Origin of the sequence: Thermosynechococcus sp. HY213 (assembly GCF_031460975.1) — a bacterium.
In the GTDB taxonomy this organism is placed as follows: Bacteria; Cyanobacteriota; Cyanobacteriia; order Thermosynechococcales; family Thermosynechococcaceae; genus Thermosynechococcus.
This window is the reverse complement of record NZ_JAVKVB010000001.1, coordinates 114,096-139,052: the sequence shown is the minus strand read 5'-3', so window position 1 is coordinate 139,052 and position 24,957 is coordinate 114,096. Positions and strand designations below refer to the sequence as shown.

General features: G+C 51.0%; 24 protein-coding genes, 1 tRNA gene, 1 pseudogene and 1 other annotated feature. Of the genes and pseudogenes, 20 read left to right on the top strand and 6 right to left on the bottom strand.

Annotated elements, in window-relative coordinates:
* The first annotated feature begins 192 nt into the window (after positions 1–192).
* The 8 genes and pseudogenes from RHK62_RS00685 to RHK62_RS00650 all read left to right on the top strand — a co-directional run.
* The gene (locus RHK62_RS00685) at positions 193–882 is read left to right on the top strand and encodes a class I SAM-dependent methyltransferase (RefSeq protein WP_310453095.1); all 690 of its coding nucleotides are present in this window, start codon (positions 193–195) and stop codon (positions 880–882) included.
* On the top strand, positions 879–1,754 hold the full coding sequence (locus RHK62_RS00680; RefSeq protein ID WP_310437827.1) for an aldo/keto reductase: 876 nt from the start codon (positions 879–881) through the stop codon (positions 1,752–1,754). The genes RHK62_RS00685 and RHK62_RS00680 overlap by 4 nt, the downstream gene beginning before the upstream one ends.
* Complete coding sequence (locus RHK62_RS00675; protein WP_310453094.1) at positions 1,751–3,772, top strand: aminotransferase class III-fold pyridoxal phosphate-dependent enzyme; 2,022 nt, start codon at positions 1,751–1,753, stop codon at positions 3,770–3,772. The genes RHK62_RS00680 and RHK62_RS00675 overlap by 4 nt, the downstream gene beginning before the upstream one ends.
* Positions 3,773–3,788: 16 nt before the next feature.
* A complete protein-coding gene (gene pseG / locus RHK62_RS00670; protein ID WP_310453093.1) occupies positions 3,789–5,324 on the top strand; it encodes a UDP-2,4-diacetamido-2,4,6-trideoxy-beta-L-altropyranose hydrolase in 1,536 nt (511 codons plus the stop codon).
* Positions 5,321–6,046: a PIG-L family deacetylase gene (locus RHK62_RS00665; RefSeq protein WP_310453092.1), complete on the top strand. Its 726-nt coding sequence runs from the start codon at positions 5,321–5,323 to the stop codon at positions 6,044–6,046. Before pseG ends, RHK62_RS00665 begins: the two co-directional genes overlap by 4 nt.
* A gap of 14 nt (positions 6,047–6,060) precedes the next feature.
* Complete coding sequence (locus tag RHK62_RS00660) at positions 6,061–6,768, top strand: methionyl-tRNA formyltransferase (protein ID WP_310453091.1); 708 nt, start codon at positions 6,061–6,063, stop codon at positions 6,766–6,768.
* Positions 6,749–7,792 (top strand): pseudaminic acid synthase, encoded by a 1,044-nt coding sequence (pseI, locus tag RHK62_RS00655; RefSeq protein WP_399377863.1) that lies wholly within the window; start codon positions 6,749–6,751, stop codon positions 7,790–7,792. Before RHK62_RS00660 ends, pseI begins: the two co-directional genes overlap by 20 nt.
* A gap of 68 nt (positions 7,793–7,860) precedes the next feature.
* Positions 7,861–8,199 (top strand): annotated as a pseudogene (locus RHK62_RS00650) (transposase); the annotation flags it as partial.
* A gap of 157 nt (positions 8,200–8,356) precedes the next feature.
* Here RHK62_RS00650 and RHK62_RS00645 read toward each other — a convergent pair.
* Entirely contained in the window at positions 8,357–11,365 is a 3,009-nt protein-coding gene (locus RHK62_RS00645) for a glycoside hydrolase family 38 C-terminal domain-containing protein (protein WP_310453089.1), read from the bottom strand.
* 176 nt (positions 11,366–11,541) lie between these two features.
* On the opposite strand from RHK62_RS00645, the gene RHK62_RS00640 reads away from it, so the two are divergent.
* A complete protein-coding gene (locus tag RHK62_RS00640; RefSeq protein ID WP_206200621.1) occupies positions 11,542–12,336 on the top strand; it encodes a hypothetical protein in 795 nt (264 codons plus the stop codon).
* A gap of 6 nt (positions 12,337–12,342) precedes the next feature.
* On the opposite strand, the gene RHK62_RS00635 is transcribed toward RHK62_RS00640, so the two are convergent.
* On the bottom strand, positions 12,343–13,224 hold the full coding sequence (locus RHK62_RS00635) for an alpha/beta fold hydrolase (protein WP_206200620.1): 882 nt from the start codon (positions 13,222–13,224) through the stop codon (positions 12,343–12,345).
* Between the two features lie 95 nt (positions 13,225–13,319).
* Here RHK62_RS00635 and secE point away from each other — a divergent pair, with 95 nt between their 5' ends.
* From secE to rnhA, 7 genes are all read left to right on the top strand, one after another.
* Positions 13,320–13,535, top strand: a complete 216-nt coding sequence (gene secE / locus RHK62_RS00630; RefSeq protein WP_149817217.1) for a preprotein translocase subunit SecE — start codon at positions 13,320–13,322, stop codon at positions 13,533–13,535.
* A 30-nt stretch (positions 13,536–13,565) separates the two neighbouring features.
* Positions 13,566–14,249 carry a transcription termination/antitermination protein NusG gene (gene nusG / locus RHK62_RS00625; protein ID WP_149817215.1) on the top strand — a complete coding sequence of 228 codons (684 nt, stop codon included), beginning with the start codon at positions 13,566–13,568 and terminating at the stop codon, positions 14,247–14,249.
* A gap of 14 nt (positions 14,250–14,263) precedes the next feature.
* Positions 14,264–14,689 (top strand): 50S ribosomal protein L11, encoded by a 426-nt coding sequence (rplK, locus tag RHK62_RS00620; protein WP_206200619.1) that lies wholly within the window; start codon positions 14,264–14,266, stop codon positions 14,687–14,689.
* Between the two features lie 84 nt (positions 14,690–14,773).
* Positions 14,774–15,490 (top strand): 50S ribosomal protein L1, encoded by a 717-nt coding sequence (gene rplA / locus RHK62_RS00615; protein ID WP_190278287.1) that lies wholly within the window; start codon positions 14,774–14,776, stop codon positions 15,488–15,490.
* A gap of 27 nt (positions 15,491–15,517) precedes the next feature.
* Positions 15,518–15,650, top strand: a sequence feature (ribosomal protein L10 leader region).
* An 18-nt stretch (positions 15,651–15,668) separates the two neighbouring features.
* Positions 15,669–16,196 (top strand): 50S ribosomal protein L10, encoded by a 528-nt coding sequence (gene rplJ, locus RHK62_RS00610; protein ID WP_310453088.1) that lies wholly within the window; start codon positions 15,669–15,671, stop codon positions 16,194–16,196.
* Positions 16,197–16,271: 75 nt separating this feature from the next.
* Positions 16,272–16,670, top strand: a complete 399-nt coding sequence (gene rplL / locus RHK62_RS00605; protein WP_149817205.1) for a 50S ribosomal protein L7/L12 — start codon at positions 16,272–16,274, stop codon at positions 16,668–16,670.
* A 79-nt stretch (positions 16,671–16,749) separates the two neighbouring features.
* Positions 16,750–17,229 (top strand): ribonuclease HI, encoded by a 480-nt coding sequence (gene rnhA, locus RHK62_RS00600; protein WP_310453087.1) that lies wholly within the window; start codon positions 16,750–16,752, stop codon positions 17,227–17,229.
* Here the strand turns inward: rnhA and RHK62_RS00595 are convergent.
* Positions 17,162–17,959 carry a TIGR01548 family HAD-type hydrolase gene (locus RHK62_RS00595; RefSeq protein ID WP_310453086.1) on the bottom strand — a complete coding sequence of 266 codons (798 nt, stop codon included), beginning with the start codon at positions 17,957–17,959 and terminating at the stop codon, positions 17,162–17,164. The genes rnhA and RHK62_RS00595 overlap by 68 nt on opposite strands.
* A 91-nt stretch (positions 17,960–18,050) precedes the next feature.
* Between RHK62_RS00595 and RHK62_RS00590 the strand changes: the two genes are divergently transcribed.
* Both RHK62_RS00590 and RHK62_RS00585 read left to right on the top strand, forming a co-directional pair.
* Positions 18,051–18,350, top strand: coding sequence for a 30S ribosomal protein PSRP-3 (locus RHK62_RS00590; RefSeq protein ID WP_149817201.1), 300 nt, complete (start codon positions 18,051–18,053; stop codon positions 18,348–18,350).
* Between the two features lie 198 nt (positions 18,351–18,548).
* Positions 18,549–19,625, top strand: coding sequence for an isocitrate/isopropylmalate dehydrogenase family protein (locus RHK62_RS00585; RefSeq protein ID WP_206200615.1), 1,077 nt, complete (start codon positions 18,549–18,551; stop codon positions 19,623–19,625).
* Here RHK62_RS00585 and RHK62_RS00580 read toward each other — a convergent pair.
* Positions 19,622–20,983 carry a TrkH family potassium uptake protein gene (locus RHK62_RS00580; protein ID WP_206201554.1) on the bottom strand — a complete coding sequence of 454 codons (1,362 nt, stop codon included), beginning with the start codon at positions 20,981–20,983 and terminating at the stop codon, positions 19,622–19,624. The genes RHK62_RS00585 and RHK62_RS00580 overlap by 4 nt on opposite strands.
* A gap of 90 nt (positions 20,984–21,073) precedes the next feature.
* A tRNA-Pro gene (locus tag RHK62_RS00575) sits at positions 21,074–21,147 on the bottom strand.
* A gap of 103 nt (positions 21,148–21,250) precedes the next feature.
* Here RHK62_RS00575 and lepA point away from each other — a divergent pair.
* Positions 21,251–23,062 carry a translation elongation factor 4 gene (lepA, locus tag RHK62_RS00570; protein ID WP_181496686.1) on the top strand — a complete coding sequence of 604 codons (1,812 nt, stop codon included), beginning with the start codon at positions 21,251–21,253 and terminating at the stop codon, positions 23,060–23,062.
* 10 nt (positions 23,063–23,072) lie between these two features.
* Positions 23,073–23,228, top strand: a complete 156-nt coding sequence (locus tag RHK62_RS00565) for a hypothetical protein (protein ID WP_206201713.1) — start codon at positions 23,073–23,075, stop codon at positions 23,226–23,228.
* 6 nt (positions 23,229–23,234) lie between these two features.
* Here RHK62_RS00565 and RHK62_RS00560 read toward each other — a convergent pair whose 3' ends face one another.
* Positions 23,235–24,956 (bottom strand): transglutaminase domain-containing protein, encoded by a 1,722-nt coding sequence (locus RHK62_RS00560; protein WP_310453085.1) that lies wholly within the window; start codon positions 24,954–24,956, stop codon positions 23,235–23,237.
* Between the last annotated feature and the right edge of the window lies 1 nt (position 24,957).

Here is a 24,957-nt window from a genome sequence, read left to right as displayed (position 1 = left end):
TTCTGCTGCTGGAAATGCTGCCTCTAAGTGCTGACGGATGGCCACTAACCGTTCGGGTCGCTCAAAGTGAAACTGGCGGCAGCGGTGTTCGAGGAAGCGATCGCTATAGATAAAGACAGGAGTTGGCACTGCTGTTGCATCCATGCATAAAATCGGTATCCTAGAGTGCAGGGTTATTCATCATCATTTCATATGACCTCTCTCAACCAACAAGATACTATTTTTGTCAATCAAGAAGCCGATGCATGGTATGAGCGCAATGCAGCAAGTGCCACCGAACCTGCACCGGCCAACGATAGAATTTTACGGGCTCTATCACACCTGACTTTGCCAGCGCAGGGAATACTCATTGATGTTGGTGGCAGTTCAGGCAGGGTTGCTGAAGGATTTAGAAGACAATACCCACAGTGGCAATGCCGAGTCGTGGAACCTTCAGGCAAAGCCATTGCCGCAGGTAAAAAAGCTTTTCCCCACTTAGAGTTTACTCAGGGGAGTATCACCCAAGCCCAAGGATTACCTTGGCAAGAAGCAACGATTGTAGTTATTTCATCGGTATTTCACTGGGTTGATCGCTCCCTTCTCAGCCGTGCGGTCGCCAATGTGGATTTAGCGCTTAAGGATGGTGGCTACTTAGTGATCTCAGATTTTGATTCTCCCTTCTTACGAGCAAATGCCTACAAACATCGGTCTGGCTTATACACCTACAAGCAGGACTATGCTGAAATTTTTCGCCATTTTGGCATTTATCACTTGATTTATCGCTTTTCGGAAACACTTGTTGACCACAGCGGTAGTGATCTAGACGACCCTTATGATCGTCAGTGGGTAACAAGCATCCTAAGAAAAGATCTGCAGGGTCGCTATTTTCACAAGTCGGAATGAATACTCAGCGTTTGGCTCTTGGTACCGTTCAGTTTGGTCTTGCCTATGGAATTGCCAACCAGCAAGGTCAAGTCACCCTTGAAGAAGCAAAAGCTATTTTACAACAGGCTCAAGAGGTGGGCATAGATACCCTTGATACAGCAATAGCCTATGGTGACAGTGAAGCAAGGCTAGGGGACATTGGTGTCCAGAGCTGGAATGTTGTCACTAAACTTCCCAAATTACCTTCCAACTTGTCTAATGTTCAGCAGTGGGTTCAAGACAACTGTAGAAGATCACTGCAGCGTCTTAAGCTAGACAAGCTCTATGGGCTATTATTGCATCATCCCTTGGATCTCCTTAGGTCAGAGGGAAAGGAGTTGTATGATGCACTCCTAGAATTGAAAAAAGATGGCTGGGTTGACAAGATTGGTTTTTCCATTTATTCACCGCAAGAATTAGAGCAACTGTATTCCAACTTTAAACCTGATCTTGTTCAGGCTCCCTTTAACGGTCTAGACCAGCGGCTAGTGAAATCGGGTTGGCTGGCTCGTCTAAAAAGCGATGGTGTTGAGGTGCACGCGCGCTCTGTTTTTCTACAGGGATTGCTCCTCATGCCCGCTGAAAAGCGTCCCCAAAAGTTCTCCCGTTGGTCTAAGCTGTGGCAGGCGATAGAAACATGGCAAGCTACCGTAAGGGTCACTCCCTTGCAAGCTTGCTTAGGTGCAGCCTTCCATCAACAGGGACTAGACCGGATCCTCGTTGGTGTTGAAAGTTGCGGCCAACTGCAAGCTATCTTAGAAGCAATGAACACCGATCTTCCTCCTTGGCCTAGTCATCTATGTAGTGATGATCTAGACTTAATCCATCCTAGTCGCTGGGAGCAACTATGAAAATCGCAATTGTGCAGGCACGCATGGGTTCAACCCGCTTACCCGGCAAAGTGATGCTGAAAGCGGACAGTAGACCCTTGATTTATTTTTTGCTTCAGCGATTGCGAAATGCCAAGTTAGTAGACCAAATAGTTGTGGTCACTGGTTCTCAACCAGAAAATCAGAAAATTGTAGATTATGTGCATGGGCTGGGGTTCTGTTGTGAGCAAGGCAGTGAAAAGGATGTTTTAGATAGATATTATCAAGTGGCTAAAAAGTATGGTGCTAAAACTGTTATACGCATAACAGCTGACTGCCCATTGATTGATCCCGAAATTGTTGACCAAGTTATCGATCTATTTCAAAGCTCTAGTGCCGACTATTGTGCGACCAGCACTCGCTTTGCCGATGGTCTAGATGTAGAAGTATTTACCTTTCAAGCCCTAGAAGCAGCGTGGCAAGAAGCCTGCTCATCCTTTGATCGTGAGCATGTCTCTCCTTACATTAGGAACAGTGGCAAATTTCAGGTCAGGTTTTTAGAACCACCTATTGACCTGTCCAGTTGTCGCTGGACGGTTGATGAACCGGAAGATTACCAAGTTGTTCGGCAGGTGATTGAGCACTTTGCCCCGCGAATTGACTTCTCTTGGCGGGAAATTTGGCAAATGCAGCAGGAGTATCCTGCGGCTTTTAGTTTGAATGAGCATATTGGCAGAAGCGAGGGAGCCATCTTAGGAACCGGCCAAAAGTTGTGGAAACGAGCTAAACGCGTCATCCCTGGGGGCAGCATGCTTCTTTCCAAGCGCGCTGAAATGTTTCTGCCAGAGTATTGGCCCAGCTATTTTAGTAAAGCTAAGGGGTGCCGCATCTGGGACTTAGATGACCGCGAATATATTGATATGTCAATGATGGGGATTGGCACCAATACCTTGGGCTACGCTCACCCAGAAGTGGATGAAGCGGTTCAACAAGTTATTGCCAAAGGCAATCTATCGACCCTCAACTGTCCAGAAGAAGTCTATCTGGCTGAAAAACTCATTGAACTACATCCATGGGCTGATATGGTGCGGTTTGCCCGAACGGGGGGTGAAGCGAACGCGATCGCCATTCGTATTGCTAGGGCAGCCACAGGCAAGGATTCGGTGGCCATCTGTGGGTACCATGGCTGGCACGACTGGTACTTAGCCGCCAACCTTGGTGATGAGCAAACCTTAGCTACGCATTTACTCCCAGGGCTAGAGCCAAAGGGCATTCCCTCAGGATTAAAGGGAACCGTCTTTCCCTTTCACTATAACCAGTTTGATGAACTCGAAGCCTTGGTGAATCAGCATGACATTGGCGTTATCAAAATGGAGGTACAGCGCAACGAGCCCCCAAAAGATGGTTTTTTGGCAAAAGTCAGAAAACTAGCAACCGATAGAGGAATCGTTTTAATCTTTGATGAGTGTACTTCAGGTTTTCGGCAGGCACTTGGCGGTTTGCACAAAATCTATGGTGTTGAGCCAGATATGGCCGTTTTTGGCAAAGCCCTAGGCAACGGTTACGCAATTACCGCAGTTGTTGGCCGCAGGGAAGTCATGACTGCTGCTCAGTCCACATTTATTAGCAGCACCTTTTGGACGGAACGCATTGGGCCGACAGCTGGCCTAAAAACTCTTGAAGTGATGGACAAAACCCGTTCTTGGGAACGAATCACTCAGACCGGTCGGAATATTGCTGAGCTTTGGCAACAACTAGCTGTCAAGCATCAACTGGCTCTGAGAATCTCTGGAATTCCTGCTTTGATTCGCTTTCAGTTTGAGAACACAACCAACAACCTAGCGTATAAAACCCTCATTACTCAAGAGATGCTAGCACGAGGCTATTTGGCAACCAACGCCGTATATGTTTGCACAGAGCATACACCGGAGATCATTCAGGGCTATGGTCAAGCCCTAGATGAAGTCTTTGGTCTCATCAAAGAGTGTGAAGAGGGTCGGGATGTCAAGACCCTGCTAAAGGGATCAATCTGCTATGCAGAGATGCGAAGACTCAACTAGGGAGGAGGGCTAGGAAATGCTCATTGTTTTCCGTGCCGACTCGGCAACCCACATTGGCACTGGACACATCATGCGGTGTATGACATTGGCAACAGCGCTGCGTGAGCAAGGGGCAACCTGTATTTTCATTTGTCGCAACCATCCAAACAATATCATCGCCCTTGTGCAGAAAAAGGGCTTTAGGGTCTATGAGCTGCCAAGGGGAGCTGAACCCACAACAGCGGCTGACCTAGGCGTCCCTCAACAAGTGGATGCAGCACAAACCAAGCAAATTATCGAAAGTCTAGAGGCAACCCCTGACTGGCTGGTTGTCGATCACTACGGCATTGACAAGGCGTGGGAGCAGCAGTTGCGCCCAGTGGTCAAGCAAATTTTTGTCATTGATGACCTTGCCAACCGCTTCCATGATTGTGATGTCTTGCTGGATCAAAACTATACACATCGCTGGGATCGCTACGTCGGCTTAGTTCCTCCGCACTGTTGCCAGTTGCTAGGGCCTGAGTACGCTCTCCTCAGATCAGAGTTCATTGCTGCCCGCGAAAAATTGGAGCGACAAGGACGCCCACCGTTTGATCCACGTAAGGTACTGGTCTTTTTTGGCGGGATAGATCCCCAGAACTACACAACCCGAGCCCTGCAAATCCTGCGGGAAATTGGGGATTTTGCCCCTGAAGTGGTGATTGGTGGAGCCAACCCTCACCGTGCGGAAGTGGAATCGCAAATGCAGTATTTCCCTGAAGGACAGTTGCATATTCAAACAGATCAAATGCCCGACATTATGTTAAGGTGCTCATGGTACTTGGGGTCTGGAGGTTCTATTACATGGGAACGAATGTGCCTTGGTTTGACGGGAATTGTTGTAGTGACCTCTGATAATCAAATAGAGTTCTGTGAGGCTTTACATGCTGATGGTTTCGATGTTGTGATTTTTGATATCTCCAGATTAGAAGAATTAGTTAAGAAAAATTTGAATTCCAGTAATTTAGATACTAAGCTAGGGCTTAAAAATATCTTAATTACTGATGGCAAGGGTATCAAAAAAGTCGTATTAAAGATGACTCGGTTAATTGAGCAGAAGCAGTTATGGTTAAGACCTGCCAGCCAAAATGATTTGATTAATTTGTTCTACTGGGCAAATGATATTAATGTTCGTCAAAATTCGTGGAATCAAGGGTTTATTACTTTAAATCAACATAACAAATGGTTTAACAACAAACTAAACAGCGACAAGGTCAAGATATATATCCTAATGTATAAAGATATACCTATTGGACAAATAAGATATGACTTCTTTAATGAAAAATGGTTGATAGATTACAGCATTACAAGTGCACTTAGAGGTTTCGGTATCGGTTCGAAACTTTTAGAACTAGGTGAAAAGTATTTGTTGAAAGAACGTGGTTCTCCCTTAAGAATTTCAGCTGAGGTAAAGGAAAAGAACACTGTTTCGGTAGCCTGTTTTCAAAAGAGTGGCTATGCTATAAAGCAGAATGTGATCGAGCAATCTAGCTACTTCTCTTTTGAAAAAATAATTACAAACACTGAAAAATGACTAGTTATTTTAGAAAAAGATCGGTATTAGTCGTTGCTGCCCATCCTGATGATGAAATTCTTGGCTGTGGTGGCACGATAGCTTTACATGCTGCCCACGGGGATAAAGTGACTACTCTAATCTTGGCCGAAGGCCTAACCAGTCGGAGCGCCAAGCGAGATATTGAAGAATGGGAGGAGGCACTGGAGCAACTGAAGGAAACAGCACGAAGGGCTGGGGAAGTGGTAGGGTGTAGGGATGTGCGCTTTGGTGGCTTTCCAGATAATCGGATGGACAGCGTGGACTTGCTGGATGTTGTGAAAGTAATTGAGGGAGTAATAGATGACATTCGTCCAGAAGTAATCTATACTCATCACTACGGCGATCTCAATATTGATCACCGTATTACCCATGAAGCAGTTATGACAGCAGTACGCCCCTTGCCCGGTAGTTCAGTAAAGCAGATTCTGTTCTTTGAGGTACCCTCTGCCACTGGATGGAATACACCAACGGCTTCTAATACTTTTATTCCGCAGTACTTTGTGAATTTATCCGAGAAAGTGAATGATACTGAAAATGCACTTGACCTTAAGTTGAGAGCATTGGACATGTATTCTAAAGAGATGCGTCAATATCCTCACTATCGCTCTATAGATGTGGTAAAGTACCTAGCCTATATTCGTGGCTCATCCGTGGGTCTTTTTAGTGCAGAAGCATTTCAGGTTGGGAGAATCATAAGATGAGCAATGACTGTATTGTGATTGTTACGAATAGAGAAAGAAATAAGTTTTTAGTCGATTCAATTTCAAGAAAAATCAAAGCTAAAACACATTTAATTCAAAAAGAATCAGATTTCACCTATGACAATTTATCTGAGCTGTCGCCTCGCTGGATCTTTGTACCCCATTGGTCAAAATTAATTCCAGCAGAAATCTATGAGAACTTTCAAGTCGTCATTTTTCATATGACTGATCTTCCTTTTGGACGTGGAGGAAGTCCGCTACAGAACTTAATTATGCAAGGATTTGAAAGTACTTTTATCTCTGCTATTCAGTGTACTAAAGAATTGGATGGAGGACCAATTTACCTAAAGGAGCCACTTAGCCTTCACGGAACTGCTGATGAGATACTAATTCGTGCTAGTAAGATCATTGAGAACATGATCATCAGGATTATAAAGAAAAATCCATCTCCCACACCCCAAATCGGAACCCCTACTTACTTCAAGCGACGCAAACCCGATGAAAGCAGAATTGATATCAGTCAAATATCATCTCTTGAAAGTCTGTACAACTTTATTCGAATGCTAGATGGTGAGGGGTATCCGCCAGCTTTCCTAGAAATTGGTAATTTTCGTATTTCTTTCCGTTCACCCCACCTCCGCTATGGTTATATTGAAAGTCAAGTTAAAATTGAGCAAGTAAAGTCTCCTACGTTAGATAATGATGAGCAAAATCAATATTAATAAACTCCAAACCACTGTTCCCTTCATCATTGCCGAAATGTCGGGTAATCATAATCAATCCTTAGAGAGAGCGTTAGCTATTGTTGAAGCTGTAGCAAAAGCTGGCGCCCATGCCGTCAAACTTCAGACCTACAGGGCTGATACAATCACAATCTCCTGTGAAAAACCTGATTTTTTCATTAGTGACAAGACCAGTCTTTGGCAAGGGGAATATCTCTACAATCTCTACCAAAAAGCCTATACCCCTTGGGAGTGGCACGAACCCATCTTCAAGCGTGCCCAAGAACTGGGGCTAATTGCATTCAGCACCCCTTTTGATCTAACAGCAGTTGATTTTCTTGAAGAGTTGGATTGCCCAATCTATAAGATTGCTTCCTTTGAAAATGTGGACTTAGGACTGATCCGTCGGGTGGCCGAAACGGGTAAGCCGATCATTATGTCTACAGGGATGGCAACTCTTGCGGAACTGGATGAAGCGGTGCGAACAATTCGGGCAACCGGCAATGATCAGATTGTCTTGCTCAAATGTACTAGCACTTATCCTGCGAGTCCAACGGATTCTAACTTACGGACAATTCCGCACCTAAGGGAACTCTTTGGCTGTGAAGTGGGGCTATCGGATCACACGCTGGGCATCGGTGTCGCAGTAGCGGCGGTGGCTCTAGGGGCAACGGTCATTGAAAAGCACTTTACGCTGAGTCGTGCTGAGGGCGGGGTAGATGCCGCCTTTAGTTTGGAACCCCACGAAATGAAACTGCTGGTGGAGGAAACGCAGCGGGCTTATCAAGCGCTGGGGCGGGTGCACTATGGGCCTACGGAGGCGGAGAAAAAGTCGCTGGTGTATCGCCGCTCACTGTACTTTGTCAAAGATATGGTGGCAGGGGAAGTGATTACGCCAGAGTGTATTCGTTCGATTCGCCCTGGGTATGGGTTGCCTCCTAAATACTATGAGGTACTGCTGGGCAAGCGAGTGAATCAGGCCATTGAGCGGGGTACGGCTGTTTCATGGGAGCATATTGGCTGAGTTTGTACTATCTGTTGTAGTATTGGCCATAATAAGCAAATAATATGGTTCTTTAGATGATATTGGTATTAGTAGCAGGACGGTATAGACACCAGAAAGACTTCATCGCCCCAATGCTGTTTTGCGGATATTTGAATGCGGTAGGGTTTGTAAGCTGGCTGAGTCAGTACTGTTTGCCGGCGTTAGAGAAACGTTCGTTGTTGATGATGGATAATGTACCGATTCATCCAAAAGGGGTGATTCAGGCAGTGGTGAAAGCGGCGGGTCACGAGGTGTTATTTTTACCGAAATACTCTCCTGATTTGAATGTGATTGAGCACGACTTTAGTGCGCTGAAGCGAGCGCGGATGTATGCAGGGTCAAACAGTTCAATTGATGAGGTGATTCGCAAGTATTGTGCTGGATGATATCTCATTCTTTATTGGAATAGCTATAGTTTAGACTTGAGTCATGTTTCAACAGCTTTCCCGACGATTGATGTGCTGTAATGTCAACAAGCTGCCCTGCTTGAGTGAGGGAGATTTGTCTGAGAATCGCCAAGAATCCTCAAGGCGCAATTGTAGGTCAAGGGTGTAGTCGGAAGGTTTGAATTTGCCATGGGCTGAGGGTCACTGTGTTGGTATTCTCTGTGGGCGTCTCCAAGAGTGTTTGCGGTGCTTTGATCTGCCATGGGATTAGCGTTGAGTGCAGTTCTAAGGTGCCCCCTTCCCCAGCCACTTCTGCTACTCGCAATTGCCAACCCTGTCCATCCTCTGGTTGTTTGAGGGCAAGGCATTGAATGCGGGCATCCGACCAATGGAGAAGCTGAGCGTGGGGCGGTAATGATCCTGATGGGTTGGCGGGGGCAATTTCTCCCCTCAGAGGTTGATTAAACTGAGCCGCCTGCTGCGGGACACCGCCCACTTGCCACGAGTCACTGTGGGGAAACACACCATAGCTAAAGCGGTGCTGACAGCGATCGCTCGTCGGATCTGGCCAAGTGGGCGATCGCAACAGGGTCAATCGCAGTTGATTCGCTTGGGCATCAAGGCCATGCTTGCAGTCGCTGAAAAGACTCACCCCATACTCTGGGGTACTCAGATCCACCCACGTTAAAAAGGGCACCTCCCATTTTGTTTGCTCATGGGCGCTGAGGTGGGGATTGGGAAGGGTCGGGCGCAGCGTAACGCCGCCGGGAGTTTCACAGGTGATCTGCTCAGCACTGATTGCCAAGGGAAAAGCCGCCTTGAGGAGAATATGTTCCTCCTGCCAGTCAATCACCGTATCAATGCGCAGCCATGGGGTTTGATACTGCAACACATACTCCTGCTGAATCTGCGAGGACTGAAAGCGCCATCTGACCCGTAGTCGCTGCTCCAGTTGATGCCACGTCACCCATTCAATAGCCTCTAGGGTCGCCCCCGGCAGTCGATGCTGCCCATAGTTGGGGTCAATGTTCCAAGCATCCCAGTATTGCCCCTGATCACGGAAAAATTGCAGTTGATTACCGCGATCGCCCAAGCAGGGACGATGATTCAACTTGTCATACAGGTTAGTGATTTCCCCTGTTGCCGGATCAATTTCAACGTGGAGATAGTTATTTTCTAAGACATAGCCCAAGGGTGGGGTTGGTAACGTATCAGGGCGCGATCGCGGGCAGAGCCACAGCAGCGTGTAGCCAATTCCCGTCACCTCAGGGGTACGAAACGTCAAGCAACCTTGGGGAGCATTCAACTGCGCTGGTAAATCGTAGTCGCCCCGTGGACAATAAACCCGCCAAGAGGGAACCTCCTGCGGTAGCTGCGCCAAGTCAATGTGGACAACCCCGGCGCGATCGCCCACCAATCCATTGAAAATCACAACGGGAATTGCCTCTGTCACCGGCGGTTCACCGCCGTCAATGGACTGGCACAGCGCTGTTTGTGCTTCCCTTAGGACTGTCTCTGTCGTGGTCAGGAGTTGCTGCCATGTTGGGTTCACCTCGGCATAGACCTCTGGAATCGAGGAGCCGGGGAGAATGTCGTGGAACTGGTTAAAGAGAAGTTGTTGCCAACAGGCTTTGAGTTCTTCTTTGGGGTAGGGAAAAGAAGTTGTGATTGCCGCGAGAGCACACCAGCGTTCCGCCTCTTGCAGTTGGCGTTGGGCGCGATCGTGGGCGGCCTTTTGATCACCATGGCTGGTGTAGCAGCCGCGATGGAATTCCAAGTAGAGTTCCCCTTGCCAAGCGGTTGTAGGGGGTGTTTCTTGGGTTAATTGTTCCAGATACTGCTGCACGGTTGTCCATTGCCACTGCGGCCCAATACCACCGAGGTGTTGCCAGCGTCGCACCCGTTCTAACATGTCTGCCGTTGGTCCACCACCATGATCGCCGACACCGGGGAGCCAGAGACTGCGCCGCGCTCCCGTTTGTTGCCACCACTCTTGGGCATAGGCAGCCATTTTCACGGGAGCAATCCCCTCGCCAATGGGTGCTGACATCAGGGCATTCACCGCCGCCCCCGCCACATCCCGCCAGACAAACCAACCGTGGGGAAAGCGCGTGGTGTCATTCCAGCGCAATTTTTGAGTGACAAAGTAGCGAATGCCCCCCTGAGCCAAGAAACTGGGGAGCCGTTCCGGAAAGCCAAAGGTATCGGGCAACCAAGCAATGGGGCTAATGCCACCAAAGGCCTCCTGCACGTACCGCTGACCATAGAGAATCTGACGGGCAATGGACTCAGCATGAATGAGATTGAGTTCCGGTTCGACCCAAAGGCCTGCCGCTACATCCCACCAACCCGCTGCCACGGCTTCCTGAATCCGCCCAAAAAGTTCTGGGGCATGGATCTGCAAATAGGCATAGAGGGCGGGAGTGGAGTGGGTAAAGGTGAGTTCGGGATAGCGTTCCTTCAGCTGTAATACAGATCGAAAAGTGGACTGTGCCACTTGCCACGTTTCAGCGATCGGCCAGAGCCACGCCAAGTCCAGATGGGCATGGCCACACAGGTGCATGGTGAAGTCCCGCAAGGGGGTGGCGATCGCCTGCATTTTCTCGTGGATCTCCGCCAGTAACGGATCTAAGATGGGGCGCTGTCCATGACTTTCTAAAACGTCCTTCAGCAGGGGTTCAAGGGGTTGCAGGTTGAGGGTTTCACCAAAGATCGCCAAAATGTCCAACTCAGTGGCAATAAAGTCGGGATCCACTCCCGTTGGCGATTCAAACCGCAGGCCTGATCTCACCAAAGCACCGTCATCGTGGCCGGGACTCACAAGATGCAACACCACCTCCCACGCTTGGCCGGGGGTCACCGCCTCCCCTAGGCACAGACTCACCGAATGATCAAATAAATCCCCCTGATGCACCACCTGACCATTGACATACACCGTTGCCCGATCCGCCCACCACGTGAGATCAAGGCGTAGAGTTAAACCCGCCACACTATAGCCTTGAACCGTCGCGGGTACCGTGATTCGCTGCCCCAACCAGAGGGAGTGCCGACCCTTGGGCCACGCCAAATGCCCTTTAGCATTCACTGCATAGGGGCTCGTCCCCGCATCTTTGAGCAAGGGGGAACTGAGGGGAAACCACTGGGAATGAATCTCAATGACTGCCAATGATTGCAAATAGTCACAAGATTTTTTGACTAATTCTGTCAAGAGCATAAAACTTCGTTAATTTTCCTGCGATCGGCCTAGGCCAATTGCTATGCTAGAGGTGTGAGGAGCCGTCGTCACTCGTTTAACCAAACTGTCAATAAAATAAGCAAACTTTATTTCAGAGGAGTGACCTCATGGTAACCCGATTTGCGCCGTGGCGGGGCTTTTTCATCTCCTCAATCTGTGGGATATTGACAGCCCTTGCGATCGCCCCAGTAACGCCTGCCCAAGCCCAGCGACCCTCAGCCCCCGATCAACCCGTAGAAACAGTAGTCACGGATCCGCTTCAGAGTCCTTTCCCCCTGCCTTGGAAATGGATTGACGACGGCCACGCCGCTGCTCTAAAGGCTAAGAAATCTCTCCGCTTGACTCAGCAGACGCCCCAATATCTCTCTCCCGATGGCCGCTATGTGGCACAGGCCACCCTCTACTTCACGGCTGATCCCGAGGCGCAACGGCAACAACTGGTGAGCGTTCTTGAAATTCGCGATCGCCAGAGCGGCAGTCAGCAGCGCATTGAAAGCCTCAAGGAAATGCCGCCTGAGTTTTTGGCAGAGGTGCCCCAAGGCCAAGGTCTGATTGCAGTACTAGTTCCAGTTGGCTGGTCAGAAACGGGCAATCGTCTCTTGGTGCGCCAGCTTGGCGGCTTGTTTGCCACTGATTTAATTAGCGATGGCGCATGGATTTGGCAGGCGGGGGTGGGTCATGTGGCCACGGTTTATCCCACCGCTGATGAATACGACTTTGCCACCCTTTTGGGCTGGAGCACAACGGATCCGCAACGGGTACTCTTTCAAACCCAAACCATGGGGAACCCCAAAGCCACCATTTGGGCAGTGGATACTCAAGGCAGCACCCAATTGGCCCAGGGCGATCGCCCCCGTGTCTATGGCACAACCCTACCCGCCACTGCCAATGCCCAGCGTTAGATCACCTCAAGGGGAGGCCAGCAACTGGCCAAGGTAGCGATCAATCCAGCCAATCATCACCGCAGGGCACTCCAACTGCGGCGTTAGCCCCACCTCTGGCATCACATCAAAGGCACGAATCGCCTCGGGGTTTAACTGTGCCAAGCGTTGACCCACGGCCACAGGAGGGAGTTTTGCCTGCTCTCCCCAAACGATGTAGGTCGGCACCGTCAAATGGGGTAAAAAGCGACTGAGATCGCAGCAGAGATCACCCCGCACAAAGGCCAACGCGGCAAATTCTGCCCCCGCCGACTGCGCTACTTGGGTATAGGTGGCAATCATTTCCGGGCTGATGCGGCTAGGTCGGGCAAACTGTTGATTGGCCATAAAGGACTGCACACTCAGGGAATTGGCCACGCCGAGGCGATAAAAGGCGATATCCACATAGGGCTGGCGGGCAATCTGGGCAAGGGGGGTCTGGCGGTAATCTTGACCAAAATCACTCAGCCCCGTTGGGCAGGTGAGAATCAGGCCACGGAAGCGTTGGGGATGGGCGATCGCCCCTTGGATGGCAAAGGCTGCCGTCAGTGACGACGTGATCACCACCGCTGGTTCTGCCGTCAATTGACCAAGGCACTCTAGCAAATGATCCACATAAGCCGCCACCGTATAGGGTTGATCGCGATGCTCAGAGGCGCCCCAACCGGGCAAATCCAAAGCAAAAAGGGGATACTCGGCTGAAAAGGCCAGATAAACTGCCGACCATTCATAGCGGCTCGAGCCACCGCCAAAGCCATGCCAAAAAAATAAAGGCGGCCGAGCAGGGTTAACATTGCCGAGATCATTGGTAACGTAGGCCACCTCACCCATAGCCGTCGTGAGGGTGCGCGATCGCAAGCAATCAAACATCGGGATTTCCTAAAAAGAAGAAACCTGCTATGATAATAAATCGCGCTGAATTAAACGGGTAGCAACGGGCTGCCCCCGCCCTAAGGAGTGCCGCCGTGACCAAGAGTACCGAAGGCGAAAAGCCCACTAGTGGCTTTAATCTAACCGAGTTTTTCCGCGAAACCAAGGAAGAACTCAGCAAAGTGGTGTGGCCCGATCGCCAGCGTCTGATTGGCGAATCTGCGGCAGTCATTCTCATCGTTTCCCTTTCGGCTGCGGTCATCTACCTAGTGGATGAACTCTTTCGTTGGCTGGCCACACTGATTTTCTAGACAGCCAAAGATTCCTACGAGTACGCGCCTATGGTGAGTGAATTTACTGATCATTCTGATCTGAACGATCCTCTTGACGACACCGTTGAAGTGGCCGAAGGGGATCAAGCGGGTAAGGTCAAACGGTTTTGGTATGCCGTGCAGGTGGCCTCTGGCTGCGAAAAAAAAGTGAAAAGCACCATCGAGCAGCGGCTCCATACGCTGGATGTGGCCGATCGCATCTTTCGCATTGAAATTCCCCAAACCCCCGTCATCAAAATCAAAAAAGATGGCTCGCGGCAAACCATTGAGGAAAAAGTTTTTCCCGGTTATGTTCTTGTCCAAGTGCGGGCACAGCAGTCCCCCGAAACGGGTGAATGGCAAATTGATGATGAAGCTTGGCAGGTGATTAAAAACACCCCCAATGTGATTAACTTTGTGGGTGCCGAGCAACGCCGCAGTACAGGCCGCGGCCGCGGTCACGTCAAGCCCATGCCCCTGAGCCCGGCCGAAGTGGATCGCATCTTCCGCAAAGCCCAAGAACAAGAACCGGTTCACCGCATTGATCTCAATAGTGGTGATAAGATCAAAGTTCTCAATGGTCCCTTTAAGGACTTTGAGGGAGAGGTGATTGAAGTCAGTGCTGAGCGCAGCAAACTGAAAGCATTACTCTCGATTTTTGGCCGCGAAACGCCGGTCGAACTCGAAGTGACTCAAGTGGAAAAAGTAGATTAGGACGCTAACTCACTATGGCGAAAAAGGTCGTCGCAGTTATTAAACTTGCCATTCAAGCGGGTAAAGCCAACCCTGCTCCCCCCATTGGTCCAGCCCTTGGTCAGCACGGTGTGAACATCATGATGTTCTGCAAAGAGTACAATGCTCGCACCGCCGATCAAGTGGGGATGGTGGTTCCCGTTGAAATTTCGGTCTATGAAGATCGCAGTTTCACCTTTGTTCTGAAAACGCCGCCCGCTTCCGTGCTGATTCAAAAAGCTGCGGGCATTGAAAAAGGCTCCGGCGAACCCAACAAGAAAAAAGTGGGCAGGATCACCCGTGCCCAACTGCGGGAAATTGCTGAGAAGAAAATGCCGGATCTCAATGCCAACGATATTGAAGCGGCCATGCGGATTATCGAAGGCACCGCTCGCAATATGGGCGTGACCATTGCCGACTAAAGCTTTCCTTCGTGTGTTCCTGTTGAGTCCGTTGTTGTGTTGGGGGAGAAACTGCGTTTCGTTAGTACCCCGTGGAGGTAAATTCTGATGCGTAAACTCTCGCGACGACTGCGCGAACTCTATGCCAAGGTGGAGGATCGTCCCTACGCTCCCCTCGAGGCCTTGCAACTGCTGAAGGAAACGGCCACAGCCAAATTTCCTGAATCGGCAGAAGCCCACATCCGCTTGGGCATTGATCCCAAATATACCGACCAACAATTGCGAACCACTGTGGCGCTCCCCAAAGGCACCGGTCAAACGATTCGCGTCGCGGTCATTGCCCGGGGTGAAAAAGTGACTGAAGCCAGTGCCGCCGGTGCCGATGTTGTGGGTTCAGAGGAACTCATTGACGAAATTCAAAAGGGGCGGATGGACTTTGATCTGCTCATTGCCACCCCCGATATGATGCCCCAAGTGGCCAAAGTGGGTCGGATTTTGGGTCCGCGGGGGCTCATGCCATCGCCCAAAGCCGGTACGGTGACCTTTGACTTGCCCCAAGCGATTCAAGAGTTCAAGGCGGGGAAAGTGGAATTCCGCGCCGATCGCACCGGGATTGTCCATGTGCTCTTTGGCAAAGCTAGCTTCAGCGCCGAAGACTTGCTCGTTAACCTCAAGGCACTACAAGAGAGTATTGACCGCAACCGCCCGAGTGGTGCCAAGGGTCGCTACTGGCGCAGTGTCTATGTGGCCGCCACCATGGGGCCGAGCATTCAAGTGGACATCAACGCCCTGCGGGAGCTAAAACTGGCCGAAGCCGCCTAAGGAGGACTTGTCTATTGCCCAATACTGGACAACTCAAGACTGAAACCGAAGACCGCAGGGGTCTGGCTCAGACATAATCTTCCTGCCGAGGTTTGCGAAGTCCATCCGTTGGGATTGGGCGATCGCCCCGGCACCACTGCTGGGGTTTTTCTTTCACTGACTACAGGAGGTGATGCGCGTGGGACGCACGCTAGCAAACAAAAAAGAAATTGTGGCGGAGCTAAAGGAACGCCTGAGCGAGTCACAAATGGCACTGGTGATTGACTACCAAGGTCTCACCGATGCTGAGATGAAGGATTTGCGGCAACGCTTGCGCAAGTGTAATGCCAGTTGCAAGGTCACTAAAAATACGCTGATGGAATTGGCGGTTAAAGAAAGTGACACTTGGCAACCCATGACCCAATTCCTTAAGGGACCTTCGGCGTTCCTCTTGGTCAAGGATGACATTGGCGGCACGATCAAGGCCTACCAAGAATTCCAAAAGGCCACGAAAAAAACCACCCTACGCGGTGGGGTCATGGAGGGACGGGCCCTTGATGAAGCGCAAGTGAAGGCCATTGGTGATCTGCCCTCAAAAGAACAACTCATGGCGCAGATTGCTGGTGCCCTCAATGCCGTCACAGCGAAGATTGCCATTGGCATCAAGGAGGTTCCTACTTCCTTGGCGCGGGCAACCCAGGCGATCGCCGACAAAGGTGCGGCATAGATCGATCCTGTTTTCGGTTTCCCTTGGGAAGCCACCTGTTCTTGTTTTCCAACCTTGAAACGATAGGAGTTGACAATGTCTGCTGCAACCGATGAAATTCTCGAAAAGTTGAAATCCTTGACCCTGCTGGAAGCCGCTGAGCTGGTCAAGCAAATTGAAGAGGCCTTTGGTGTCAGTGCCGCTGCGCCGGTCGGTGGCATGATGGTCGCCGCTCCTGTGGGTGGTGGGGCTGCTGCTCCCGCAGAAGAAGTCGAAGAGAAAACCGCCTTCGATGTCATTCTCGAGGAAGTCCCCGCCGACAAGAAGATTGCCGTGCTCAAAGTGGTGCGCTCTTTGACCGGCTTGGGTCTCAAGGAAGCCAAGGAAGTGGTGGAATCCACGCCCAAACCCGTGAAAGAAGGTGCCACCAAAGAAGACGCCGAAGCCGCTAAGAAAGAACTCGAGGAAGCCGGCGCCAAAGTCAGCATCAAGTAGTCTTTGGTATCCATTTGTTTCGGGGGTGGTCTTGTGGCCACCCTTTTTTATTTGCAACCTTTGGAGAGCATAGAGACTCATGACCGAGATTCGTGCCATTTATACCGATGGTGCCTGCGAAGGCAATCCGGGATCGGGGGGCTGGGGCGTGGTCATTTACTTTGCCGACGGCTCTGTGCAGGAACTGGGAGGACATCACCCCGCGACCACAAATAATCGCATGGAATTGCAGGCGGCCATTGAAGCCCTCAAGGCATGGCGCCAACTGGCTCCGGGGAGCGCGATCGCCCTTTACACCGACAGCGAATATGTCCTCAAGGGAATTACGGAGTGGATCCACAACTGGAAACGGCGGGGCTGGAAAACAGCCGCCAAAAAGCCTGTTCTCAACCAAGACCTGTGGCAGGAGCTAGATGCCCTCAATGATCCCTTAGTCCAGTGGCACCATGTGCGTGGCCATAGTGGCGATGTCGGCAATGAACGCTGTGATCTTATTGCCCGCAGTTTGAGTCGTGGGCAGCCAATTGCCCTAAGAACGCTGCCACCATCGCTGGGGTAATGTCGCGCGTGTGTTCAAAAACTGCACTGGCTCCCGCTGAGCGCAAGCGATCGCCATAGCGTTGCCGATCTTCGGGCTTGACATGGGGAGGAATCACCCCTAAGGCAATCCACGGCGTTGTTGCTTGTTCTTTGCGGGCATTGACAACGGTCTGCATATCCGCCACTGTATCCCCCACATAAAAGGCAGGAATGGTTTCCTGAGCCGCGGTCTGACGGTAGGCCATGCGGAGTCCTGTGGGGTCGGGTTTGCCGGGGGCATCTTCCATGGCGATCAAAAGGGGCTGATCGAGACCCAAGCGGTGTTTCAGAACATATTCTGCCGAGTCCCGCGTCGCACCACTGACAAACCCCCAGCGGATTTGTGCCTGATCAAGAGCCTGAAAATAGGCAACATCCACCAGCAGTGGCTCATCTTGAATATAGCCGCACCAATTTTCGCCACTATAGCGCTCCTCAAAAAAGATCACTAGGCGTTCATAGTCCAAGGGCACTTGGCAGCGGGGTTTCCCTTGGCGTTCAAAGTAGCGATAAATGAGTTCACGCGACCCTTCCCAGTCGTTATTCCAGCAGCCTTCCGCCTTGAGGTTGTCAATTTCCTTTTGACTGGGACGATAGGCACCCCCCGTAAAATGCTCGACGGTATCCGCTAGGGCACGGCGATAGGAACGACTGACATCGCGAATCACCCCATCAATATCAAAAAAGACACAGGCGCAGGGGGTACTCAACGGTAGCTCTCCAGAAACTTGTATGCAGTTGGCCTGATTGGTTATTATAAAGGATGGCTTTTTGTGAAAAACGAGTTTTAGGAGGTTAGAATTGTCCCGCTTTACCCTGAGAGTACTTTGGTTAGAAAAAGACGTGGCGATCGCTGTCGATCAAATTGTTGGCAAAGGGACAAGCCCCCTCACCTCCTACTTCTTTTGGCCGCGCACCGATGCTTGGGAACTCCTGAAGGCGGAGTTAGAGAAGAAATCTTGGATTACGGAAGCCGAGCGGATTGAACTCCTCAACCGTGCCACCGAAATCATTAACTACTGGCAAGAGGAAGGCAAAAATCGTCCCGTCAGCGAGGCACAAAAGCGCTTTAGTGATGTTAGTTTTGTAGGCACAGCCTAGGGTATTCTGAATTCCGAGGTAAATCACTACCTGTTGAGGAGAAACATGATGGGAATTGTTTTGTACTTTGTCATTGTTGCGGGCGCGATCGCCTTGGCGACAATTTTGTTTCACACGCTACGTACGGTGAAGCTCATTTAGCGGCATCATACCCTCCTAATACCTTGTCTTTCAGTTCTGCATAGGGAGAGAGAACTCGTGTCCCACGCTGTTACCTTAATTCGCGGCGACGGTATTGGTCCTGAGGTTGCCGCTGCCACTCGCACGGCCATTGATGCTACGGGCGTCAAAATTGATTGGGTGGTGGTGGATGCCGGCGTGGACATGATGGAACGCTATGGTACCCCCTTGCCCGAACACGTTCTCGATGCGATCAAAAGCACGAAAACTGCCATCAAAGGGCCGATTACCACCCCCGTGGGTACCGGCTTTCGTTCTGTGAATGTCGAGATCCGCAAGCGGCTCAATCTCTATGCGAACCTACGGCCGGCTAAATCCATTGTTGGGGTGAAAAGCTATTTTCAAAACATTGACCTTGTCATTGTTCGCGAGAATACCGAAGACCTCTATGCCGGGATTGAGTTTGAATACACCAGTCCCGAGGCGGCCAAAGCCCGTGCCTTTTTGAGTGATCTAGCGGGTAAGCCGATCCGTGAGGATGCTGCCATTGGTGTCAAGCCGATTTCTGTGCTGGGGAGCGATCGCATCATTGAGTTTGCCTTCAAATATGCCAAGGCCAACCATCGCCAGAAAGTGACCGCCGTTCACAAGGCCAACATCATGAAATTTACCGATGGCCTCTTCCTAGAGCGCGCCCGTGAGATTGCCCGCCGCTATCCGGAAATTGAATTTGAGGATCGCATCGTCGATAACATGTGCATGCAGTTGATGCAGAAGCCTGAACTCTATGATGTGATGGTGATGCCCAACCTCTACGGCGATATTCTTTCTGACCTTTGTGCAGGCATGATTGGTGGCCTTGGGGTGGCTCCCGGCGCCAATATTGGCGATGAATATGCCGTTTTTGAGGCGATTCATGGTTCAGCACCTAAATATGCCGGCCAAAATAAAGCCAATCCTACGGCATTGATTCTCTCTGGTGTGTTGATGTTGCAACACTTGGGTGAAATGGAAGCGGCACGGCGTCTTCAGGCAGCTGTGGAAAAAGTCATTGCTGAGGGGCGCTTTGTCACCTATGATTTGGCTGCAGCGGGCAAAGAACCCGTGGGTACCCAAGAGATGGCTGCCGCCATTGCCGAGTACGCCGCCCCCTAACCCACCAGCAGGTTTTCCTCAGGATATTGGACACTAGAAGGCTGGGGGTCACCGATAATTGCCGCCATCAGCAGCAGGATACCCACCCGTCCGGCATACATCGTTACAATCAAGACCAACTTGGAAAAGGCGGTTAGCCCACTGGTAATACCGGTGGAGAGACCAACGGTGGCAAAGGCGGAAACGGTTTCAAAGAGAATATTAATGAAATTCTCTTCGGGGTCAGCGATCGCGATGAGGGTAGTGGAAACCAGCACCGTAAACATTGAGCCAAAGGCAACAGCGACCGCTTTCATGATCAGCGAGGGGGGCACCTGACGGCGGTAGAGCAGCACCACCTCTTTCCCTTGCAGAGCTGACTTGGTAATCCCTGCCAAAATCCGCAACGTGGTTGTTTTAATGCCCCCTGCCGTGCCACCGGGGCTACCACCAATAAACATCAGGGCAATCATAATAAATAGCCCGCCATTATTGAATTCACCAATGTTGACGGTATTAAAGCCCGCCGTCCGCGCTGTCACCGACTGAAACCAGGCCAAGAGGAGCTTCTGATCAAAGGAAAAAAGACCAAATCGTTCTGGCGATCGCATCTCCGTCGCAAACAGCATCGCCGTTCCCAAGATGAGGAGAATCGCCGTTGTACTCGTCACAATTTTGAAATTGAGGCTAAACGTCATCTGGCTCGCCTTGCGGATTAGATAGGCGGGTTTACCCCAGTGGCGCAGATGCTCCCGCAGCCAAAGATAAAATTCAAAGATCACCTCATAGCCAATGCCGCCAAAAATAATCAGCAGTGAAATCACGAAATTCAGGGGCACAGAGGTTTGATACCCCATCAAGCTGTCACTAAACAGACTAAACCCGGCATTATTCCAAGCACTGATACTGTGAAACACCGCCAGCCACAGTGCCCGTGGATCACTAACGTCTTGGCGAAAAATCAGCCACAGCAACAAGGCACCCGTCAGTTCAAAGAGAAACGTGAGACCCAAAATCGAGCGCACCAATTGCCGTGCCCCCTGCATGCCCCGCCGATCCAAGGCTTGCTGTACCGCTATCTTCTGCCGCAGGTTAAACTTGCGTCCCAGCAAAATAATCAAAAAGGTGGTCGCCGTCATGTACCCCAGACCACCCACCTGGATCAACAGCAGAATCACCAGTTGACCAAAGGGAGAAAAGTGGGTTCCCGTATCGACAATAATGTGGCCGGTCACACAAACGGCCGATGTTGCGGTAAATAGCGCAACGATAAAGGGGTTCCATTCCCCATTACTAGTGGACCAAGGCAGCCACAACAGCAGCGTCCCCAGCGTAATCACCGCCAAAAATCCAAGGCAAATTGTCCGTGGAACCGTCAGCATCAATGAATACGTATCCAAAAGGCCTGAGGCTAATCTACCGCAGGATTGTATGGGCAACAATCGTTCTAGGTTTATGGTTCCGACGAATCGGGATGACAGGATTTGAACCTGCGACCCTCTGCTCCCAAAGCAGATGCGCTACCAAGCTGCGCTACATCCCGGCAGTTAATTTCTATCCTACCACCGAATTCTCAGCACAATCGGACAGGGACGCTTAGAATCAAGAAAGGAGTTTTTCATTTTGTTAAGGTTGTCCTCGCTGGTATGACCGACGTCCCCGTTTCCCACATTCGCAATTTCTCGATCATTGCCCACATTGATCACGGCAAATCGACCCTTGCCGATCGCCTGCTGCAATTTACAGGCACGGTGGATCCCCGTGAAATGAAGGAACAGTTTCTTGACAATATGGAGCTGGAGCGGGAGCGGGGAATTACGATTAAGCTGCAAGCTGCCCGCATGACCTACACCAGTCGCGATGGCGAAACGTATATTTTGAATTTGATTGACACCCCCGGCCACGTGGATTTTTCCTATGAGGTGTCGCGATCGCTGGCTGCCTGTGAAGGGGCACTCCTCGTTGTGGATGCCTCCCAAGGGGTAGAAGCGCAAACACTGGCCAATGTCTATCTGGCATTGGAGCATAATTTAGAGATTATTCCGGTCCTCAACAAAATTGACCTACCCGGTGCTGAACCCGATCGCGTCAAGGCCGAAATCGAAGAGATTATTGGTCTCGATTGCTCCCAAGCGGTTCTAGCGTCCGCCAAGGAAGGGATTGGCATTGAGGAAATTCTGGAATCGATTGTGCATTTGGTGCCGCCGCCTCGGGATACGGTAGATCAACCCCTGCGGGCATTGATTTTTGATAGCTACTACGATGCCTACCGAGGGGTGATTGTCTATTTTCGGGTCATGGATGGTGTGGTTCGCAAGGGCGATCGCATTCGCTTGATGGCCTCTGGCAAAGAATACGAAATTGATGAACTCGGCGTCCTCGCCCCCAACCAAAAACCCGTGGACAGTCTCCATGCCGGGGAAGTGGGCTACCTCGCAGCCGCCATTAAAGCCGTTGGCGATGCCCGTGTCGGCGACACGATTACATTGGCACAAAACCCAGCCAAGGAACCTCTTCCGGGTTACACCGAGGCCAAACCGATGGTCTTTTGTGGTCTTTTTCCCACCGATGCCGATCAGTTTGAGGATCTGCGGGAAGCCCTTGAAAAATTGAAGCTCAACGATGCTTCGCTCCACTACGAGCCGGAAACCTCCAGTGCCATGGGCTTTGGGTTCCGCTGTGGCTTTTTGGGGCTGCTGCACATGGAAATTATCCAAGAGCGGCTAGAGCGGGAATACAATCTGGACTTAATCATTACCGCCCCTTCGGTGGTCTATCGCGTCACTACCATCAAAGGGGAAGTGCTGACGATTGATAACCCCAGCCTGCTACCGGAACCCCAATACCGCGAAAAAATTGAGGAACCCTACGTTCAACTGGAAATGATTACCCCCGAAACCTATGTGGGAACGCTGATGGAGTTGGCGCAGTCGCGGCGGGGCATCTTTAAGGATATGCGCTACCTCACCCAAGGGCGCACCACATTGGTCTATGAAATGCCCTTGGCGGAAATTGTGACGGACTTTTTCGATGAAATGAAGTCGCGATCGCGGGGCTATGCCAGTATGGAATACCACCTGATTGGCTACCGTCCTAATGATCTGGTGAAACTGGATATCCTGATCAATAACGACCCAGTGGATTCCTTGGCAGCGATTGTTCACCGCGATAAGGCCTACTATGTGGGACGTGCCCTTGTCAGCAAACTCAAGGATTTGATCCCACGCCACCAGTTCAAAATTCCCATTCAAGCGGCCATTGGCTCACGGGTGATTGCCAGTGAAAGTATTCCCGCCTTACGCAAAGATGTCTTGGCCAAGTGCTACGGCGGCGATGTGACCCGTAAACGCAAGCTCCTCGAAAAACAAAAAGCGGGTAAAAAACGGATGAAGGCGATCGGGCGGGTGGATGTCCCCCAAGAGGCCTTTATGGCAGTATTGCGACTCAAGAATGAATAGGAGGCTCAGGGTGTCTCAACGGTCATCGGGCAAATGGGTGGCGATCGTCACCGGTGTCATTTCCCTGTTATTGGGAATTGGCTACTTGGTGTTAGTACAGCTTTTGGATTGGCGCGGCGATTGGCAGCCGGCTCCTTTGGGATTACTGCGAGTGCTCCTGTCTTAGAACTGTTTAGGCAATTGGGGGCAGCTCACTATGAATGGTAAAGCGCACATGATTGAGGGCTAAATCTCCAAGGCGTAGTCCGCGATCGCGATAATTCATGCTCTCAAAGCGAATCCCTTTACCCGCTTCCACGTGGTACCAAGGCAGTGCCATAAAGAACCGCGTTGGATAAGGGCCGCGCTCTACGACATCATCGGGATTGGACTCCATGGGCAACCAGCCAACCCCCGGCACATAAAACTCCAACCAAACGTGGTTATAGGTGGGTTGGAGGGGAATACCCCGCTTTTGGGGATGGGGGGGACATTTGTAGCGACCCACCGTACGGCAGGCAATGCCATTTAATCGCGCCAAGGCAAGGAGCACCCCCACGTACTCACCACAGGACCCCGTTCCCCGTTTCAAAACCAAATCGGGGGTTTCAATCGTGGGTCGCATGGCATAGCTCAGGCGATCGTACACATAGTTACGAATCTTGAGCATCTTACGCAGGATATTGGTCTCTGTGCCCACAGCTTGCCGTGCCGCCTCCTGGACAATGGGTTGATCCATCGCCAACTCATCGTTATCCACTAGATACTGTGCTGCAAATTCTGGTGGCAGCGGTAGCGTCTCATCAATGTCGTCAAAGCTGAGATGGTACTTGATACCTCTCACTTCTAGCCAAGCACGCCAACCAAAAAGACGGGCTTCGTAGGGACGCACTTCAGGAAAATCAAACACCGCCACCTGCTGATCACCCACCGTTTCCAAGTGAAAGGGGGTACCGACGGGTTCAACCCGCAGCAATTTTTGGCGCAGGGAATTGGCGGGCAGAGCAATTCGCCACTCTAGGTTATCTAGGTGCAGCGCATCAAGGGGAGACATTTCCTCCACGTAGGCCATCTCAATCAGATAGCCATTGGAGACCGTGTAATGCTGCTCTTTGTGGGTCTGATAGAGCAGAGGATGAATCAGGCAAATATCGCGATGATCAATTTCGAGGGGGGCTTCGCGGTTGTTGGGGTTATCCCGCAAATAGGGTTCTTCGCCGCCATAGGCCACCCACAGTCGCCCCGTCGCATCAAAGGTAAACGCCGTTGGCTGGGCAAAGGGCGTCAAGGCCACCCATTCAACACGGCCACTCTGGTGATCGAGACAATAGATGGATTGCTCTAAGCGATCGCTCACCCACAGATAGCCATCCTTAAGGGCTAAATTTTCACAGCCAATGCCCGGCGCACTGAGGCGATACTGCTCTCGACCCGTCTCGTCAAAACAGTGAATGTAACCCGATTTTTGACAGGCCACATAGATGCCTGTGTCATCCACCGCCACACCGTAAATGGGATAGCGGCACGCCAACACCTTTTCTACATGCCAGTCAGGCAGATGACAGCGATAGAGCCATGTGTCCCGGCAAAACCAGAGGGTTTCGCGATGGAGACAGAGGCCATCGGCATCGAGAAATGGCTCTAGATCGTAGGGATTGAGAATCTCACTGTGGTCATTTTCGCCATTGATGAGCAAAATAAAGCCCCGTACCCGATCCAAGGCCAAAAAACTGGCGCCAAGGGTTGCTTGGCAAAAGGGCAAACGGGGCAATTGACGTAGCCACAGGGCTTGGGGATCGACCCATGCCAGACCGTGGATTTGGTAAGCACCCAAGGGATAAATGGTGCGCCAGTCGTGATCCAGCGCTCGGGAGTTGAGGGAGTCCCCATAAACCTCTTGCGGTGTGTCTGGCATA

Bases quoted from the DNA above. Each gene is read 5' to 3' on its own strand.
- RHK62_RS00635 (WP_206200620.1), bottom strand. From the start codon at position 13,224: ATGTTTGATTGCTTGCGATCGCGCACCCTCACGACGGCTATGGGTGAG.
- RHK62_RS00680 (WP_310437827.1), top strand. From the start codon at position 879: ATGAATACTCAGCGTTTGGCTCTTGGTACCGTTCAGTTTGGTCTTGCC.
- lepA (WP_181496686.1), top strand. From the start codon at position 21,251: ATGACCGACGTCCCCGTTTCCCACATTCGCAATTTCTCGATCATTGCC.
- rplK (WP_206200619.1), top strand. From the start codon at position 14,264: ATGGCGAAAAAGGTCGTCGCAGTTATTAAACTTGCCATTCAAGCGGGT.
- RHK62_RS00675 (WP_310453094.1), top strand. From the start codon at position 1,751: ATGAAAATCGCAATTGTGCAGGCACGCATGGGTTCAACCCGCTTACCC.
- RHK62_RS00685 (WP_310453095.1), top strand. From the start codon at position 193: ATGACCTCTCTCAACCAACAAGATACTATTTTTGTCAATCAAGAAGCC.
- pseI (WP_399377863.1), top strand. From the start codon at position 6,749: ATGAGCAAAATCAATATTAATAAACTCCAAACCACTGTTCCCTTCATC.
- RHK62_RS00640 (WP_206200621.1), top strand. From the start codon at position 11,542: ATGGTAACCCGATTTGCGCCGTGGCGGGGCTTTTTCATCTCCTCAATC.
- nusG (WP_149817215.1), top strand. From the start codon at position 13,566: ATGGTGAGTGAATTTACTGATCATTCTGATCTGAACGATCCTCTTGAC.
- pseG (WP_310453093.1), top strand. From the start codon at position 3,789: ATGCTCATTGTTTTCCGTGCCGACTCGGCAACCCACATTGGCACTGGA.
- RHK62_RS00560 (WP_310453085.1), bottom strand. From the start codon at position 24,956: ATGCCAGACACACCGCAAGAGGTTTATGGGGACTCCCTCAACTCCCGA.
- rnhA (WP_310453087.1), top strand. From the start codon at position 16,750: ATGACCGAGATTCGTGCCATTTATACCGATGGTGCCTGCGAAGGCAAT.
- rplL (WP_149817205.1), top strand. From the start codon at position 16,272: ATGTCTGCTGCAACCGATGAAATTCTCGAAAAGTTGAAATCCTTGACC.
- RHK62_RS00665 (WP_310453092.1), top strand. From the start codon at position 5,321: ATGACTAGTTATTTTAGAAAAAGATCGGTATTAGTCGTTGCTGCCCAT.